12 protein-coding genes are annotated in these 15,674 nt (G+C 34.6%); 11 read left to right on the plus strand and 1 reads right to left on the minus strand.

Going from position 1 to position 15,674, the window contains the following annotated elements:
• Positions 1-289 precede the first annotated feature (289 nt).
• Genes purD through CSUIS19073_RS03935 form a run of 6 tightly spaced genes read left to right on the plus strand, consistent with a single transcriptional unit; the run spans position 290 to position 7,886 of the window.
• Positions 290-1,534 carry a phosphoribosylamine--glycine ligase gene (gene purD / locus CSUIS19073_RS03910; protein WP_086236852.1) on the plus strand — a complete coding sequence of 415 codons (1,245 nt, stop codon included), beginning with the start codon at positions 290-292 and terminating at the stop codon, positions 1,532-1,534.
• A complete protein-coding gene (locus CSUIS19073_RS03915) occupies positions 1,534-1,992 on the plus strand; it encodes an RDD family protein (protein ID WP_086236851.1) in 459 nt (152 codons plus the stop codon). The genes purD and CSUIS19073_RS03915 overlap by 1 nt, the downstream gene beginning before the upstream one ends.
• Positions 1,982-4,165: an LPS-assembly protein LptD gene (locus tag CSUIS19073_RS03920; protein WP_086236850.1), complete on the plus strand. Its 2,184-nt coding sequence runs from the start codon at positions 1,982-1,984 to the stop codon at positions 4,163-4,165. Before CSUIS19073_RS03915 ends, CSUIS19073_RS03920 begins: the two co-directional genes overlap by 11 nt.
• Entirely contained in the window at positions 4,162-4,857 is a 696-nt protein-coding gene (locus CSUIS19073_RS03925) for a phosphoribosyltransferase family protein (protein ID WP_086236849.1), read from the plus strand. Before CSUIS19073_RS03920 ends, CSUIS19073_RS03925 begins: the two co-directional genes overlap by 4 nt.
• Positions 4,858-7,038 carry a polyribonucleotide nucleotidyltransferase gene (locus tag CSUIS19073_RS03930; RefSeq protein ID WP_086236848.1) on the plus strand — a complete coding sequence of 727 codons (2,181 nt, stop codon included), beginning with the start codon at positions 4,858-4,860 and terminating at the stop codon, positions 7,036-7,038.
• Positions 7,039-7,049: 11 nt separating this feature from the next.
• Positions 7,050-7,886, plus strand: a complete 837-nt coding sequence (locus CSUIS19073_RS03935; protein WP_086236847.1) for a universal stress protein — start codon at positions 7,050-7,052, stop codon at positions 7,884-7,886.
• A 1-nt stretch (position 7,887) separates the two neighbouring features.
• Here the strand turns inward: CSUIS19073_RS03935 and CSUIS19073_RS03940 are convergent, their stop codons facing one another.
• Positions 7,888-8,247 carry a histidine triad nucleotide-binding protein gene (locus tag CSUIS19073_RS03940; RefSeq protein WP_086236846.1) on the minus strand — a complete coding sequence of 120 codons (360 nt, stop codon included), beginning with the start codon at positions 8,245-8,247 and terminating at the stop codon, positions 7,888-7,890.
• A gap of 220 nt (positions 8,248-8,467) precedes the next feature.
• Between CSUIS19073_RS03940 and pheS the strand changes: the two genes are divergently transcribed.
• The 5 genes from pheS to CSUIS19073_RS03965 all read left to right on the plus strand — a co-directional run bounded on the left by pheS (position 8,468) and on the right by CSUIS19073_RS03965 (position 15,667).
• The gene (gene pheS / locus CSUIS19073_RS03945; protein ID WP_086236845.1) at positions 8,468-9,460 is read left to right on the plus strand and encodes a phenylalanine--tRNA ligase subunit alpha; all 993 of its coding nucleotides are present in this window, start codon (positions 8,468-8,470) and stop codon (positions 9,458-9,460) included.
• Positions 9,457-11,793, plus strand: coding sequence for a phenylalanine--tRNA ligase subunit beta (pheT, locus tag CSUIS19073_RS03950; protein WP_086242140.1), 2,337 nt, complete (start codon positions 9,457-9,459; stop codon positions 11,791-11,793). The genes pheS and pheT overlap by 4 nt, the downstream gene beginning before the upstream one ends.
• Positions 11,790-13,067 (plus strand): 3-phosphoshikimate 1-carboxyvinyltransferase, encoded by a 1,278-nt coding sequence (aroA, locus tag CSUIS19073_RS03955; protein ID WP_086236843.1) that lies wholly within the window; start codon positions 11,790-11,792, stop codon positions 13,065-13,067. The genes pheT and aroA overlap by 4 nt, the downstream gene beginning before the upstream one ends.
• Positions 13,057-13,914, plus strand: coding sequence for a 4-hydroxy-3-methylbut-2-enyl diphosphate reductase (locus CSUIS19073_RS03960; RefSeq protein WP_086236842.1), 858 nt, complete (start codon positions 13,057-13,059; stop codon positions 13,912-13,914). Before aroA ends, CSUIS19073_RS03960 begins: the two co-directional genes overlap by 11 nt.
• An 82-nt stretch (positions 13,915-13,996) precedes the next feature.
• Positions 13,997-15,667 carry a 30S ribosomal protein S1 gene (locus CSUIS19073_RS03965; RefSeq protein ID WP_086236841.1) on the plus strand — a complete coding sequence of 557 codons (1,671 nt, stop codon included), beginning with the start codon at positions 13,997-13,999 and terminating at the stop codon, positions 15,665-15,667.
• Positions 15,668-15,674 lie beyond the last annotated feature (7 nt).

A 15,674-nucleotide genomic window follows, 5' to 3' on the forward strand; every position in this document is an offset into this window, starting at 1 on the left:
GAGCTGAATTTGAAAAAAATATTTTAAAAGCTAATAATAGTGCTAAATTTTAAGTCAAATTTTTATATAATTTCTCCGCCTGGATGGCTCGATAGCATTTTTACGAAGGTCCAACAAATTAGTATTGGCGAAGATGTGCAGAAGTGGTGTGACGCGACTTTGTTTGAGGCTTAACTGGTTTAGAAGCTGCGACCTAAAGCTGCTGCCTATTTGCAAGATTGGCTTTATATTAGGGCCGATTCTACTATGCACCGACCATTTGGGTACTTTAATTTAAATTAGGAAATCTATGAATATTTTAGTTATTGGAAGTGGCGGTAGAGAGTACGCCATAGGATTAAGACTAACTCAAGATAACGAAAAACACAATCTTTATTTCGCTCCTGGCAATGGAGCAACTGCGAATTTGGGGCAAAATGTGGATATTAGCGATTTTAATGATTTAGCTAAATTTGCACTTGAAAATAAAATAGAGCTTACTATAGTTGGCCCTGAAAATGCCCTAAGTGACGGAGTTGTGGATATATTTAAGGCTAATAATCTAAATATTTTTGGCCCTACGAAATCGGCTGCTAGGCTAGAGAGCTCAAAAGCTTATATGAAGGAATTTCTAGCTAAAAATGGTATAAGAACGGCTAAATTTATAAATACTAATAATTATGAAGAGGCGGCTAAATTTATAGATACCTTAGGTGATATAGTCGTTGTAAAAGCTGATGGTTTGTGTGCTGGGAAGGGCGTTATAATTGCTAAAAGCAAGAGCGAGGCTAAAGATGCAGCAAAGGATATGCTAAGCGGAAAGAGCTTTGGCGAGGCTGGAAGTAGGGTTGTGATAGAGGAGTTTTTAGATGGATTTGAGCTAAGCTTTTTTGCCATTTGCGATGGTAGCAACTTCGTATCCTTGCCAGTAGCACAAGATCATAAAAGATTATTAAGTGGTGATAAGGGGCCAAACACCGGTGGAATGGGTGCTTATGCCCCAAGTCCTCTTGCGGATAAAAATTTAATTAAAAGAGTTGAAGAGGAGATTATAAAACCAACTCTAAAAGGCATGCAAGATGAGAAAGCTCCGTTTTGTGGAGTTTTATTTGTGGGTTTAATGGTGGTAAATTCAGTGCCATATGTGCTTGAATTTAATGTAAGATTTGGCGATCCTGAGTGCGAGGTTTTGATGCCATTAATTGGTGGAGAGCTTGGTGAGATTTTGCATAGTGCAGCGCTTGGGAAGCTTAGTAAATTTGAGATTAAAGATGAGTATGCTGTAGGAGTGGTGCTAGCTAGCAAGGATTACCCTTATAAAAGTAGCCCAGCAGCCAAAATAGCAGTAGAGAATATACCACCCCATTCTCATATCGCATATGCTGGAGTATCGCTAGTTGGTGATGAGCTGTATGCTACTGGTGGTAGGGTATTAGTAGCTGTTGGTAAGGGTAAAAGTGTAAAAGAGGCTAGAGATAGAGCTTATGAGTTAGCTAAAAATATTAAATTTGATGGTATGCAATACCGCAACGATATAGGGTATCAGGCACTTTGATGAGAGAGAGTTTAGAAGAGAGATTATATAGGGAAAATATCACCATCGCTAGTATAAATAGGCGTGTTTTAGCGTATGCTATTGATGATATTATCATATCTGTGCTATTTATGCTAGTTTATTGGGATTTTATCTCTAAGGCTAGTAGCATTGGGGTTGAGGCGACATTAAATGCTATATCTGGGTTATTTTGGCAAATTGCGCTTATGAAGGTGATTTATCATACATTTTTTATATGGTATTACGCTGCTACTCCAGGTAAAATGCTGTGTAAAATAGTCTGTATAGATACCATTATGCTATCTCGCCCAAGCCTTAGTAGTAGCTTTATTAGAGCTTGTGTTAGGATACTTAGCGAAACTCTGTTTTATATCGGATTTTTATGGGCATTTGGAAATTCTCAGCGTCAAACTTGGCAAGATAAGTTAGCCAAAACTGTGGTTTGTAATGCGTATTAGATCACTAGCTTTTGCTGGGCTTTTATTTAATAAGCTTTTTGGCAATGTAGAAAATGTCGAATTTCTAGCTAGTGATGTCCAAAAAGATGGAGATATAATCACTGCTAATGGTAATGTTTTATTATATTCGCAAAACTATTTAGCTAGTGCTAGTAGTGCAAAGTATGATCAAAAAAATAAAATTATTGAGCTATTTGGCAATGTTAGCCTAATGCGTGGAGAGTATGAGACTAGTAGGGCTGAGTATGCTAGGATAGATCTAAGCACTAATGAAATGATCTTTGAAAATAGCTTTATAATGGATAAAAAGAAGGAGATTTGGCTACAAGGTGCTCAAAGTTGTAATAGCGATGAGATGGTAAGTGTAGAGAATTCTATAGTCTCAAGTTGTAATGTTAGCGATCCAGATTGGCATATAGGTTTTAGCAAAGGAGAGTTAAATAAACAGAGTAAATTTTTACACCTTTACAATCCAGTATTTTATGTCAAAAATACCCCAGTTATGTATCTTCCATATTTTGGTTTTAGCACTGATAAGACTAGAAGAACAGGGCTTTTAACTCCGCAACTATCATATAGCAAAGATGAAGGGCTGGTGTATTTACAGCCATTTTATATAGCTGAATATAATGCGTGGGATTTGGAATTTGATCCGCAGATCCGCACAAATAGAGGTGTTGGTCTATACTCTACATTTAGATTTGCTGACTCGCCATACTCTAGTGGATATATCCGTGGTGGTGTATTTGAAGAAAGAAGTAAGTATAAACAAAAAGAGAATTTAAAAAACAAACAGCACTCTGGCATAGAGGTAGGGTATGATAGGGATAAGCTTGTTGGGTATTTGATAGATGGCGATTTTAAAGAAGGGTTGTGGCTAGAGTTTGTAAATTTAAATGATATTGATTATTTAAATTTGCGAGGTCGAAATGGGGGCAATTATGACTCTTTAGTTCAATCTAAGTTAAACTACTTTATTACTACTGATAATCAATATTTAGGAACTTATGCAAAATATTATATAGATACAGCAAAAATCGGCACTAAATATGGTAATGATGATACCTTGCAAGAGTTGCCAAGAATCCAATATCATAGCTTTTTTGATACATTTATAGTTCCAAATTTGACCTATTCATTTGATTTTAAATATCATAATTACACAAGAAAGATTGGAGCTAGTGCTAATCAATATGAGATAGATATTCCGCTTGGATTGCAGTTTGGGATATTTGATGATTATGTGAATTTATATTTAAGCCAGAATCTATACGCTTCACATGTAGATTATAATCGTGCTAAATACTATGATGGCACTAATTTTTACAACAATAATAGCGATGATATAATCAATCATTATCACAGAATTTTACTAGAAAGTGATATAGCTAGAGCTTTTAGTAGTTTTTACCACACTTTAAATTTTAAATTTGATTATATTAAGCCTGGATATAATAATGGTAATATTAATGAAAAGCTTTTAAAATACTATTTAATCCAAGATGGAATGGTGTATAATGCTAGCAATTTATCACTTTTTGAAGATAATTTTATAGATAGAATTTCAAATAAATATACAATCGAGCGACTGGCATTTGAGGGTTCGCAGTTTTTTTATGATTCAATGGGACAAAAGCTAATAAGGCATAGTATAAAACAGGGCTATAACTTTGATGATAGTGATATGGAGAGCTTGGAAAATAGATTTAATTTATACTATGGAAATTTTGATTTTGCCAATAAAATAGAGTATTCTCATATTGATAATGATCTTTCAAAAATCCAAACAGGCATCTCATATAATGGTAGCAAAATCGCAACAAGAGTATGGCATACATATGATAAGAACTACTATGATGGAAACGCATATGATAAAGAGAGCTATATAAGCGGTAGTGTAAATTTTAAATTGCCATATAATTATGAGCTATTTGCCGGGGTGGATTATGATTTACAAAGAGATTATACTAAGATGTGGCAAAGTGGAATTCGCTATAAGAGAAAGTGCTGGGATTATAGTTTAATATATAAAGAAGATATTGAGCCAAAAAACACAAGTGCCGGTATAGAGTCTAAAAAGAGCCAAGGAGTATATCTATATTTTAGCTTCTATCCATTGGGTGAGTTTAAATATGATTTCTCTATAGAACAAGATAGTAAGGCGATAAATTGATAAATCCAAATGAACTTAAATTTCAAAATGAGCTAGATGCTGCTAATAAGCTATTAGAGACACTACCACAAAAAGAGCTTATTGATGGAAATTTTGTTATAGTTTGCTCATCTTTAGATAGCGTAGTGCTAGCTGATGAGTTGGCTAATAGATTTGAGCTTAGCTATGAATTGCTTTTTAGTGAGAGATTATACGCTCCAAATAACCCTGAATGCGAGATTGCTATAGTAAGCGAGACTGAGGAGATCGTCTATAATGGCGAGTTAGTTAATGCATTTGATATTAGCTTGGATTTTATATACGGAGAGGCTCATCGTAAATATGAAGAGAAAATTTTAAAAAATGTCTATAAATATCGCAAAGGCAAGTTATTAGAAAATCTTCAAGGTAGAAATATATTATTAGTTGATTTAGGATGTCAAACAGGGATTACAGCTTTAGTGTGTATAAAATCACTAATAAATTTAGGCGTCAAATCCATAGTGTATGGCACGCCATTAATCGCTTCTGATATACTATCATATTTTAATACCTTAGTTGATAGCTTATATTATGCTAAGAAGATAAGTAATTTTGTGGATGTGGATTTTTATTATAGTGATAGGGTGGCCGTGGATTCTGTTATGTCTATCTTAGAAGATAGCCCACACTATCTACCATTACAAAAAATACAAAAATCAAAGGAGATATAGATGCAGTGCAGTATAGAGGTAAATAATCAAATTCAAATTTTCGATCTAAACAAGGTCGCTAAACAAGCTAGTGGAGCGGTGCTTTTAAGAGTAAAAAATAGTGTAGTATTAGCTACAGTAGCAAGAGAAGATGCACAAGTTGAAGAAGATTTTTTACCCTTAACTGTCCAATATATAGAAAAGCAATACGCAGCTGGGAGAATTCCAGGTGGATATGTCAAGCGTGAGACAAAGCCAGGTGACTTTGAGACCCTTACAAGTCGCATAATTGATAGAAGCCTTCGTCCGCTATTTCCTAAGGGCTATGCTTATCCTACGCAAATAGTAGTGATGGTATTGAGTGCTGATCCAGAGGTGGATTTACAAGTTATTGGATTAAATGCTGCAAGCGTGGCACTATATTTAAGCGATATTCCAGTTGAGCGTCCTGTGTGTGGGGTTAGAGTTGGACATATTGATGGTGAGTTTATTTTAAATCCTAGCAACTCCGAGCTTAAAAGATCCACCCTTGATCTATATGTAGCCGGTGTTAAAGATGAGCTTTTGATGATAGAGATGAGAAGCTTGCCAACCATCTCAAACGATATGGCACCTATGATGATTATGGATCCGGTAATGGATATGGGGCTTTGTAGTGATTTTATTCAAAAGCAATCTATGAATGAATTTGATGAAAATAAGATACTTGAAGCGATTAAATTTGCTAATATAGCTATACTAAATGGCTCTAATGCTTACGAAGAGGCCTTTAGAGAGTATAAGAAAGCACCAGCGCAGCTAGAGTATAAAAGCGAGATAGAAAATAGAGATATTGCCATTTATGTAGATGAATTTTATAAAGATGAGGTCAAAAATGCTATAAATCAGATGGCAAAAAGTGAGCGAGCTAGTCAGTTAAATCAAATTGCTAGTCAAATAGCCTCTAGCGATACTGCTATAAGCGAGTCTTGGGACAAGGAGCTTATCTTAAATATCTTAAGTAAATATAAGAAAAAAATTGTAAGAGAGCAGATAATAAATCAAGGTTTAAGAGCTGATGGTAGAGGTTTAAGAGATGTAAGACCTATTAGCATTGAGACAAATATATTGCCAAACGCACACGGAAGCTGTCTATTTACAAGGGGGCAAACTCAAGCTTTAGTCGTGGCGACTTTGGGAACTGATAGCGATGCTCAAATGAGTGAGCTACTAACAGAAAAAGGCGTTGTAGCAGATAAATTTATGTTTAATTATAATTTTCCTGGATTTAGCGTAGGGGAAGCATCTGCCATTAAGGCTCCAGGTCGCAGAGAGCTAGGTCATGGAAATTTAGCCAAAAGGGCGTTATATCCAAGCGTGGAGCTAGATAGTCCATACTCTATTAGGCTTGTTAGCGAAATTTTAGAAAGTAATGGCTCAAGCTCTATGGCTAGTGTGTGCGGTGGCTCTTTAGCACTTAGAGCCGCTGGAGTACAAAGCTCTAAATTAGTAGCTGGAGTGGCTATGGGGCTAGTATTTGAAGGCGATAAATATGCGATATTAACTGATATTATGGGATTAGAAGACCACGATGGGGATATGGATTTTAAAGTAGCAGGTAGCATAGATGGCATTACGGCACTTCAGATGGATATTAAACTTGGCGGGATCAGTCAAGAGGTATTAAAAGAGGCACTTTTACAAGCTAAAGAGGCAAGAGAGCATATCTTAAACATTATGCAAAAAGCAAATGATGATATAGTGGTAAATGAGGATATATTGCCAAAACTAGAGCTATTTAGCGTTGATCCATCAAAGATTGTAGATATTATCGGTCAAGCTGGTAAGACAATAAAAGAGATAATTGAGAAATTTGATGTAAGCATTGATTTAGATAGAGAAAAAGGCGAAGTTAAGGTATCTGGGGCGCAAAAAGGCAAGGTAGAAGCGGCAAAAGAGTATATAATCCAAATTACGCAAAAAGATCATAAACCAAGAGGCGGTAAAAAAGATAGCAAAAATATTGATAGCTTTAAAATAGGAGATGAATTTGAAGGAGAGATTATCAAGATAGCTACATTTGGTGCATTTATCTCACTAAGAGATGGCGTAGATGGGCTTTTACATATCTCAAAAATCAAATCTCCAATCAAAGAAGGGGAGCGTCTTAAGGTAAAAGTAAGCGAGATTAAGTCTGGTAAAATCTCATTAGATTTAGTTTAAAAGGAGAGTTTATGAATATTAAAAAGATATTTTGTCCATTGATTCGCACTGATGAGATAGAAAGTGATATATATGGCGGTTTGCTTATCGCTAAGAAATTTGAGGCTCATATAGACTTTTTATCTTCGCAAATGGATTTTGAGTCGATTTTAGATATGACTATTAGTAGAAGTAATATGTTTGAGTCATTAAAGGGTGCATTTGCCACAGAGTTAAATGAACAAAAAAATAAAAATTATCAAATTTTTAAAAGAGTTTGCGATGATTTAGGTATAAGTATCGGCAATATCGCTAGTGTGGCAAGTGCGAATTTTGAGACACAAAATGGTATTAGAAGTCGTGTTTATGAGTATGAGGCTAAATTTTGTGATTTAGTCGTTACAGCTTGTCCTATAAAAGGCGAGGCTACATCGACATTTGACGCAGCTGTGATAAATAGCGGTAAAAACGCAATTATAATGCCAAATTCAATGAAAAAATTTAGTATGGATAATATACTAATTGGCTGGAATGGCACAACAAGCATATCAAGAAGTCTTACAAACTCAATGAGTATATTAAAAAAAGCTAAAAATATTCATATAATTGTAACTAAAAAATATGATAATTCAGTCTTGGATATTAAAACCAGACTTCTTAGCTATCTAGAGTATCATGATGTAAATGCTACATTTGAGGTGGTAACTACTACAAATATTCCAGGTGAGGCCTTGCTAGAAAATACATTAAAAGGCAATTTTGATATGGTTATAGCTAGTAGTTATGGCGAAAATGGGGTAAAAGAGATATTCTTAGGTGGTAGCACGAAGTACTTTTTAGAAAATACTCCAGTGCCGGTATTTATGTAGCTTAGAAGCTACTTTTTGGGTCGTGTTGGTGATTGTCAGTCCATTTAAGCATTGTGCCACCTAGCATATGGAAGTGTAGATGTGGCACCTCTTGACCGCTATTTTCTCCGCAGTTAGTAACTAGGCGGTATCCAGTTTTATCCACGCCTATGGCTATTGCCACTTCTTGGATAAATTTTGTCATCTCTCCCATTAGAGTTGGATCCATCTCTTGGAAATTTTCATAGTGCTTTTTAGGTATTATCAAGATATGCACAGGCGCCTTAGGATTTATATCATGAAATGCTAGAAATTTATCATTTTCTAAGACCTTATTTGATGGAATCTCACCAGCTACAATTTTATCAAAAATACAAGACATTGTTAAACTCCTATGTGAAATTATTCATAATTATATCAGATAATTTTTATAATTCCTTATAAATTTTGATAATTTTTCTATTTTTATTAAAGTTGTTTAAATATTCAAATGATAACTCATTTTAGTATTAGATGGATTAATAAATTTAACTTATCAGTATCAATTTTTTTTAATTAAATTTTGGATACAATAAATCTAAAAATTAGTTAAGGAATATGGTTTGCAAGATATTATTAGTAAGATTGACTTAGCTGCAAGCTTAGATGAATTAGAGCAAATTCGGCTTGAGCTATTTGGCAAAAAGGGTAGCATTACGGCTGAATTTAATAGATTAAAAGATGTTGAGCCTGAAAATAAGAAGGCTTATGCTCAAAGCTTAAATATCAAAAGAGACACTCTAACAGCCAAGCTAAATGAGAGAAAAATAATCCTTGAGAGTGAGTATATTAAAACTAAAATGAAAAGCGAAGCCATTGATATTTCGCTATTTGATGAGCCGCTTTCTACTGGCGCTTTACACCCAGTGATGCAGACAATGGATAGGATTATTGACTATTTTGTAGCACAAAATTTTAGCATTGAGACTGGGCCGCTGATCGAAGATGATTTTCATAATTTTGAAGCTTTAAATTTACCTAAGCATCACCCAGCAAGAGATATGCAAGATACATTTTATTTAAAAGATTTTAGACTTCTTAGGACTCACACTAGCCCAGTGCAAGTTCGCACTATGCTTAGTCAAAAGCCACCAATTCGTATGATTGCTCCTGGGTCTGTTTTTCGTAGAGATTTGGACCTTACTCACACTCCAATGTTTCATCAAATAGAGGGTTTAGTTGTAGAAGAGGGCACAAAAGTTAGCTTTGCGAATTTAAAATATATTTTAGAAGATTTTTTAAGATATATGTTTGGCGATGTTAAGGTTAGATTTCGCCCTAGCTTTTTCCCATTTACAGAGCCTAGCACAGAGGTTGATATAAGCTGTATATTCTGTAGTGGGTGCGGATGTAGAGTTTGTAAGCAAACAGGCTGGCTAGAGGTCCTTGGTAGTGGCGTTGTCGATCCAAATGTCTTTGAAGCAGTAGGATATAAAAATGTCAGTGGATACGCTTTTGGGCTTGGTGTGGAGCGTTTTGCGATGTTACTTCATAGAATTCCAGATCTTAGAAGCTTGTTTGAAGGGGATATTAGACTATTGGAGCAGTTTAAATGATAATAAGTAAAAATTGGTTAAATGAGATTATAGATCTTTCAAATTGTAGCACCGAACAGATCTGTGCTAAGCTAAATTCAATTGGATTAGAAGTAGATAGCCTTACTAGTATAAGAATTCCTAATAATATCGTAGTTGGTTATGTTAAAACCTGTGTAAAGCATGAAAATAGCGATCATTTGCATGTTTGCGAAGTTGATGTTGGCGATAGAATTTTGCAGATAGTTTGCGGTGCTAAAAACGCAACTTCTGATATATATGTAGCTGTGGCTATGGTCGGTGCTATTATGCCAAATGGCTTGGAGATTAAAGAGGCTAAATTAAGAGGCGTTAAAAGTAGCGGAATGCTATGCTCCTCAACCGAGCTTGGCTTGCCTAAGATAAATGATGGGATAATGATCTTAGATGATAGTATAGGCGAGTTGTGTTTAGGCAAGGCTCTTAGCGAGTATGAGGCTTTAAATGATGATATTATTGAGATTGAGCTGACACCAAATCGTGGAGATTGTCTAAGTATATATGGCGTAGCTAGGGATCTATCAGCAGCTTTTGATATTATTATGAGAGATGGTGAGCTAAATATCGATGATGATAGGCAGCTTGGGATTGGTCGTTTGCTTAGTGTTCATTGTGAGGATAAGATTAATGGTGCTTTTGCCTATAGGGCAGTTGGCATCACACAAAGCTTTCATCAAAGGCTAAAATTAGCCATTAGAATAGCTATGATTGGCTCTAATAAAAATACAAATTTAGAGCGTGTGCTAGAGTATATCACTCACTATACTGGGGTTGTATTTAGGGCTTATGACTATAATAAACTTGCAAATAATATTGATGAAAAAATAGCTATAACGATTAAAAAGCAAAGCAGTGGCGCATATGAGATTAGCTGTGGGGATAAAATTTTAAGCCTAGCAGGGATTAATCAAAGCGATGAGGCCAGAGTAGATGAAAATAGCAAAATTGTCATAATAGAAGCTAGTTATATAGATCCAAATTTAATCTCACAAATCTTAGGCGATAATAAGAGTATTAAAAAAGATGAATTTACCCATAGGACAACTCGTGGTTCTGAGCCAAATTTAAACTACGCTATGGATATTTTATTTAGTCTATTATCTAAAAATAGTAGCGTATCGCCATACTCTGGCACGCAACAAGTCCAGCTAGATAAGGAGCAATCTGCCATTAGCTTTAGCGCATCTGAGATTAGCTCGATGATTGGAATGCAAATCAGCAGTAGTGATATCGCTAAAATTCTTAAAAAGCTTGGATTTGATATTAATGCTAATGTAGAACAAGAGCAGATATATGCCAAAGCACCGCTATATCGACATGATATATTAAATTCTCACGATATTTGCGAAGAGATTGTAAGGATTATTGGAATTGATAATATCCCGGTAAAAGCACTAGAATATAGTGAAAAAAACCGCACAAATCAAGCGTATGAGAGATATAAATTATCTCGTGATATTAGGCAAAAAGCTGCGAATTTAGGATTTTTTGAGAGTGTGCATTATCTATTTGATAATCCGCTTGAGCTTAAAGAGCTAGGCGTGGCTTGCTCATCTGAAGTGCTACTAAATCCGATAAATAGTGAGCTAAGCGTATTAAAGCCAACTCTTATTAACCACCTATTAAATGCAGTTAGCTTTAATATTAAAAATTCAAAAAAATCAATTAAGCTATTTGAATTTGGCGATGTGATTAATAAAGATGGTATCCAAAGGGCTAAATTTGGCTTTGTTTTTAGTGGGCTTTTAGGTGAGCCTACTCTTTTAAATGGTGCTAAACCAGCTACTATCGATTTTATCCATTTTGCGAATTTAATCCAAAATATTTTAGGTAAAATTGAGCTAAAAAAATCAATTGATATTGAATTTTTAAGCGAATTTGAACAAGCCAAAGTCTATCAAAATGGCGACTATATCGGTTATATCGGCAGGGTTAATGCCGTAATAGAACAAAGTAGGGATCTATTTAAAACCTATATTTGTGAGATAGATTTTGACAATTTAAAACCTATAAAAAAACTAGCAAATCCATACTCTAAATTTCAAAGTTTAAGTAGAGATTTAAGCATTATAATGCCAAAAGATATGCCATATCTTCGCATTAAAGAGGTAATTGAAGGGCTAGATATTAAAAGCTTAAAAGAGTTTTTGCCGACTGATATTTATAGCGATGAGAGCTTAGGTGATAATGTTAGCTTGAGTGTTAAATTTACATTTCAAGATGATGCTAAGACGCTAGAAGATGAGGAGATTGTAGCTATAATGGATAGGATTTTAGCGGCGTTAAAAGATAATTTAGGTGTGGGATTAAGATGAAAGTAGAGGCTTTAAATTCTAAATTTGATATAGAGCTTGATCTAGTCTCTACAGATAAATCCATAAGCCATAGGTGTGCTATATTTTCTCTTTTGAGTGATGGAGTGAGCGTTATTAGTGATTATCTTGAAGCAGAAGATACTCTAAATTCTTTAGAAATTGCCAAAAAACTTGGTGCTAAGATTGAGAAAATTGATAATAAATACTATATCACGCCACCAGCTAAAATAAGCTCAGCTAAATCAGTTTTAGAGTGCGGCAACTCTGGAACGGCAATGAGAATATATATGGGGCTTTTGGCTGGTTGTGATGGATTTTATGTCTTAAGCGGAGATGAGTATCTAAATGAGCGTCCAATGCGACGCATAGCTAAGCCACTTATTGAAGTGGGGGCTAAGATTGATGGTAGAGATGACGCAAACAAAGCTCCAATCGCTATTAGGGGTAGAAATTTAGACTATTTTAGCTATGATTCAAAGATAGCTTCAGCACAGGTTAAAAGTGCCTTAATTTTAGCTGGGCTTTGTGCTAAGGGGTGTGAATTTAGTGAACCAGAATTGAGCCGAGATCATAGCGAAAGAATGCTAAAGGGAATGGGAGCTGATATTAGCTATAATAATGGCAAAATCATAGTAAAACCACTAAATTCCAAAAAATTAAAGCCACTTATTATGAGTGTGCCAAATGATCCTAGCTCATGCTTTTTTTACGCTGTGGCTGCGGCTATAACTCCTGGGGCTAGGATTAAATTTAAAAATATACTACTTAATAAAACTAGAATTCAAGCCTATAAAATTTTAGAAAAAATGGGTGCAAAAGTTAGCTACACATTGACAAATAGCGAGTATGAAGATATAGGAGATATTGAAATTATCGGCGATAAATTAAATTCCATTATCGTAGATGATAACATCTCATGGCTAATAGATGAAGCCCCAGCCCTTGCTATTGCTTTTGCTTGTGCTAATGGTAAGAGCGAATTAAAAAATGCGGCTGAGCTTAGAGTAAAAGAGTGCGATAGAATTAGCGTAACTATCAACGCTTTAAAGGCTTGTGGTATAGAGGCTGGAGAGTATGATGATGGATTTTGGGTAGTTGGATCTAAACCAAATAGGGCATTAATAGATAGCCACGGAGATCATAGAATTGCTATGAGTTTTGCGGTGCTTGGGCTAAAGTGCGGAATGAATATATCAAAGAGCGAATTTATAGCTACATCTTTTCCTAAATTTAGCCATTTTTTAAGGGTTTTAGGAGCTAAGGTTGAAGATTGAACTTGCTAAAAATTATGGATTTTGTTTTGGCGTTAAAAGAGCTATTAAAATAGCTGAAAATTCAGCCGGTTCGCAAGAATCCACATCGGCCACAATCGGAGAATTAATACACAATAGCTTAGAAATTGATAGGTTAAAGGATAAATTTAGAGTAAAAACCTTAAAAAATATAAATGAGCTAACTGATGAGAAAAAGGCAATTATCCGCACTCATGGCATTACAAAAGGTGATTTGCAAAGGCTTAAAGCCACTGGAATAGAGATAATAGACGCTACTTGTCCATTTGTAACTAAACCGCAAAATATCGTCGAGAAAATGAGTAATGAGGGTTATGAAATAGTGATATTTGGGGATATTAATCATCCTGAAGTAAGAGGCGTTATGAGCTATTCGACTAAGACTGTTCATGTGGTTTTGTCTAAAGATGAATTAGAAAGTGCTAAACTACCTCAAAAAGTAGCAGTAATATCTCAAACTACTAAGAAAATTGAAGATTTTATGACTATTGTAACCTACCTTATGCAAAGAGTAAAAGAGGTTAGAGTCTTTAATACAATATGTAATGCGACCTTAGAAAATCAAGAGGCCGTAAGAGAGTTAGCTACAAAAGCAGATGTGATGGTAATCGTAGGCGGTAAAAACTCATCAAATACCAAGCAGTTATATTTAATAGCTAAGAATTTATGCAAGGATAGCTATTTGATTGAGAGTCAAGATGAGTTAAATTCATCTTGGTTTAAAGATAAGAAATATTGTGGCGTAAGTGCTGGGGCTAGCACACCTGAGTGGGTTATACAAAATGTGATAAAAGAGCTTGAAAATATCGATAAAATTTGTAATGGTTAATATAATATAAAGCTAAAAAAAGGTAGAATTTAGCACTTAAATGCTGTAAAGCAGAAAGAAATCTATAGATAAAAGGAACAAGATGGCTGAGGCGAATAAATTCGTTAATAATGACATTGACAAAATCGAGCTAGAAGAAGATTTTGCTACTATGTTTGAAGAGTCTTTAAAGAGTGAAGAAGCTACCGTGTGCGATGGTGTAATCGTAAATATCAAAGATGATGAAGTCTATGTAGATATACGCAAAAAATCAGAAGGAGTGATGAGTATATCTGAGATCACTGATGAGAATGGAAATTTGCTATTTAATATCGGTGATAGCATTAAAGTAGCAGTAACAGGCTCTAAAAATGGCAGACCTAGCGTATCACATAAAAAAGCTCTTAGAAAAGAGAAGGTAAAGGCATTTATAGATAATTTTGATGAGAATGCTGAGAATATATTTGATGTAAAGATTATATCAAAAAATAAAGGTGGTTTTGTCGCTGTTAATGATGATGGTATAGAGTTTTTTATGCCTAGATCGCAAAGCGGATTTAAAGACCCAAATCAAGCTATGAATAAGAGCTTTAAAGTCAAAGTAATTAAGATTGATAAGGAAAATCAAAGCATTGTAGTCTCACGCAAAAAGCTAGTTGATGAAGATAGAAAAAAGCGTAAAGAGATAGTATCTACAATCTTAGAAAATAAAGATATAATAGAAGGCACAATCAAAAAAATTACAACATATGGAATGTTTGTAGATGTAGGTGGAATAGATGGCTTAGTCCATTATAGCGAGATTAGCTATAAAGGTCCAGTAAATCCAAATACTCTATATAAAGAGGGTGATAAGGTAGATGTCAAAATTATTAAATATGATAATGAGAAAAAGCATCTATCGCTATCTATTAAAGCAGCGGCTCCAGACCCATGGGAAGAGATCAAAGATGGCTTAGAGGTAGGAGATACTATTAAGGTAACTGTAAGTAATATCGAGCCTTATGGGGCTTTTGTTGATTTGGGTAATGATATTGAAGGCTTTTTACACATTAGCGAAATTTCTTGGGATAAAAATATAAAAAATCCTAAAGATTTCATCAAAGAAAATGAAGAGTTAGATGTAGAGGTTATAGAGATTAACCCAGCTAGTCGTCGCCTAAGAGTAAGTCTTAAAAATTTATTACCAAAACCATTTGATGAGTTTAGCTCTAAATTTAAAGAAGGAGATGTGGTAAAAGGTATAGTAACTACTCTTACTAATTTTGGTGCTTTTGTAAGAGTAGGCGGATTAGAGGGCTTATTACATAATGAAGACTCATCTTGGGATAGAAATGATAAGTGTAAAGATATGTTTAAAGCTGGCGATGAAGTAGAGGTAAAAATCATTAAAATTGATCCAAAAGAGCAAAAAATCTCTTTAAGCCAAAAAGATTTAAAAGCTAGCCCGGCTATGGAATATGCTAGATCTCACTCTATAGGCGATATTGTAAGTGGAACTATAAGAGATATTAAAGATTTTGGTATATTTGTAAGCTTAGATGGCAATGTCGATGCTCTAATTAGAAAAGAAGATATAGGCTCACTTGATATTGATTCTTTAAAAATTGGAGATAGCATAGAGGCGGCTATTGCTTTTATTGATGAGAAAAAGAATAGAATTCGCCTAAGCGTAAAAAGATTAGCTAAACAAAAAGAGCGTGAAGTCTTAAATGAGATTAATGATGATGATAAAATGACGCTCGGTGATATTATTAAAGAGCAGTTAGCATAATTGAGTT

Origin of the sequence: Campylobacter sp. RM19073 (assembly GCF_024723495.1) — a bacterium.
Taxonomy (GTDB): Bacteria; Campylobacterota; Campylobacteria; order Campylobacterales; family Campylobacteraceae; genus Campylobacter; species Campylobacter porcelli.

Excerpts from the sequence above, each read along its gene's own strand:
- pheT (WP_086242140.1), top strand. The coding sequence starts at position 9,457 with ATGATAATAAGTAAAAATTGGTTAAATGAGATTATAGATCTTTCAAAT.
- CSUIS19073_RS03915 (WP_086236851.1), top strand. The coding sequence starts at position 1,534 with ATGAGAGAGAGTTTAGAAGAGAGATTATATAGGGAAAATATCACCATC.
- aroA (WP_086236843.1), top strand. The coding sequence starts at position 11,790 with ATGAAAGTAGAGGCTTTAAATTCTAAATTTGATATAGAGCTTGATCTA.
- CSUIS19073_RS03940 (WP_086236846.1), bottom strand. The coding sequence starts at position 8,247 with ATGTCTTGTATTTTTGATAAAATTGTAGCTGGTGAGATTCCATCAAAT.
- CSUIS19073_RS03930 (WP_086236848.1), top strand. The coding sequence starts at position 4,858 with ATGCAGTGCAGTATAGAGGTAAATAATCAAATTCAAATTTTCGATCTA.
- CSUIS19073_RS03965 (WP_086236841.1), top strand. The coding sequence starts at position 13,997 with ATGGCTGAGGCGAATAAATTCGTTAATAATGACATTGACAAAATCGAG.
- CSUIS19073_RS03920 (WP_086236850.1), top strand. The coding sequence starts at position 1,982 with ATGCGTATTAGATCACTAGCTTTTGCTGGGCTTTTATTTAATAAGCTT.
- purD (WP_086236852.1), top strand. The coding sequence starts at position 290 with ATGAATATTTTAGTTATTGGAAGTGGCGGTAGAGAGTACGCCATAGGA.
- CSUIS19073_RS03935 (WP_086236847.1), top strand. The coding sequence starts at position 7,050 with ATGAATATTAAAAAGATATTTTGTCCATTGATTCGCACTGATGAGATA.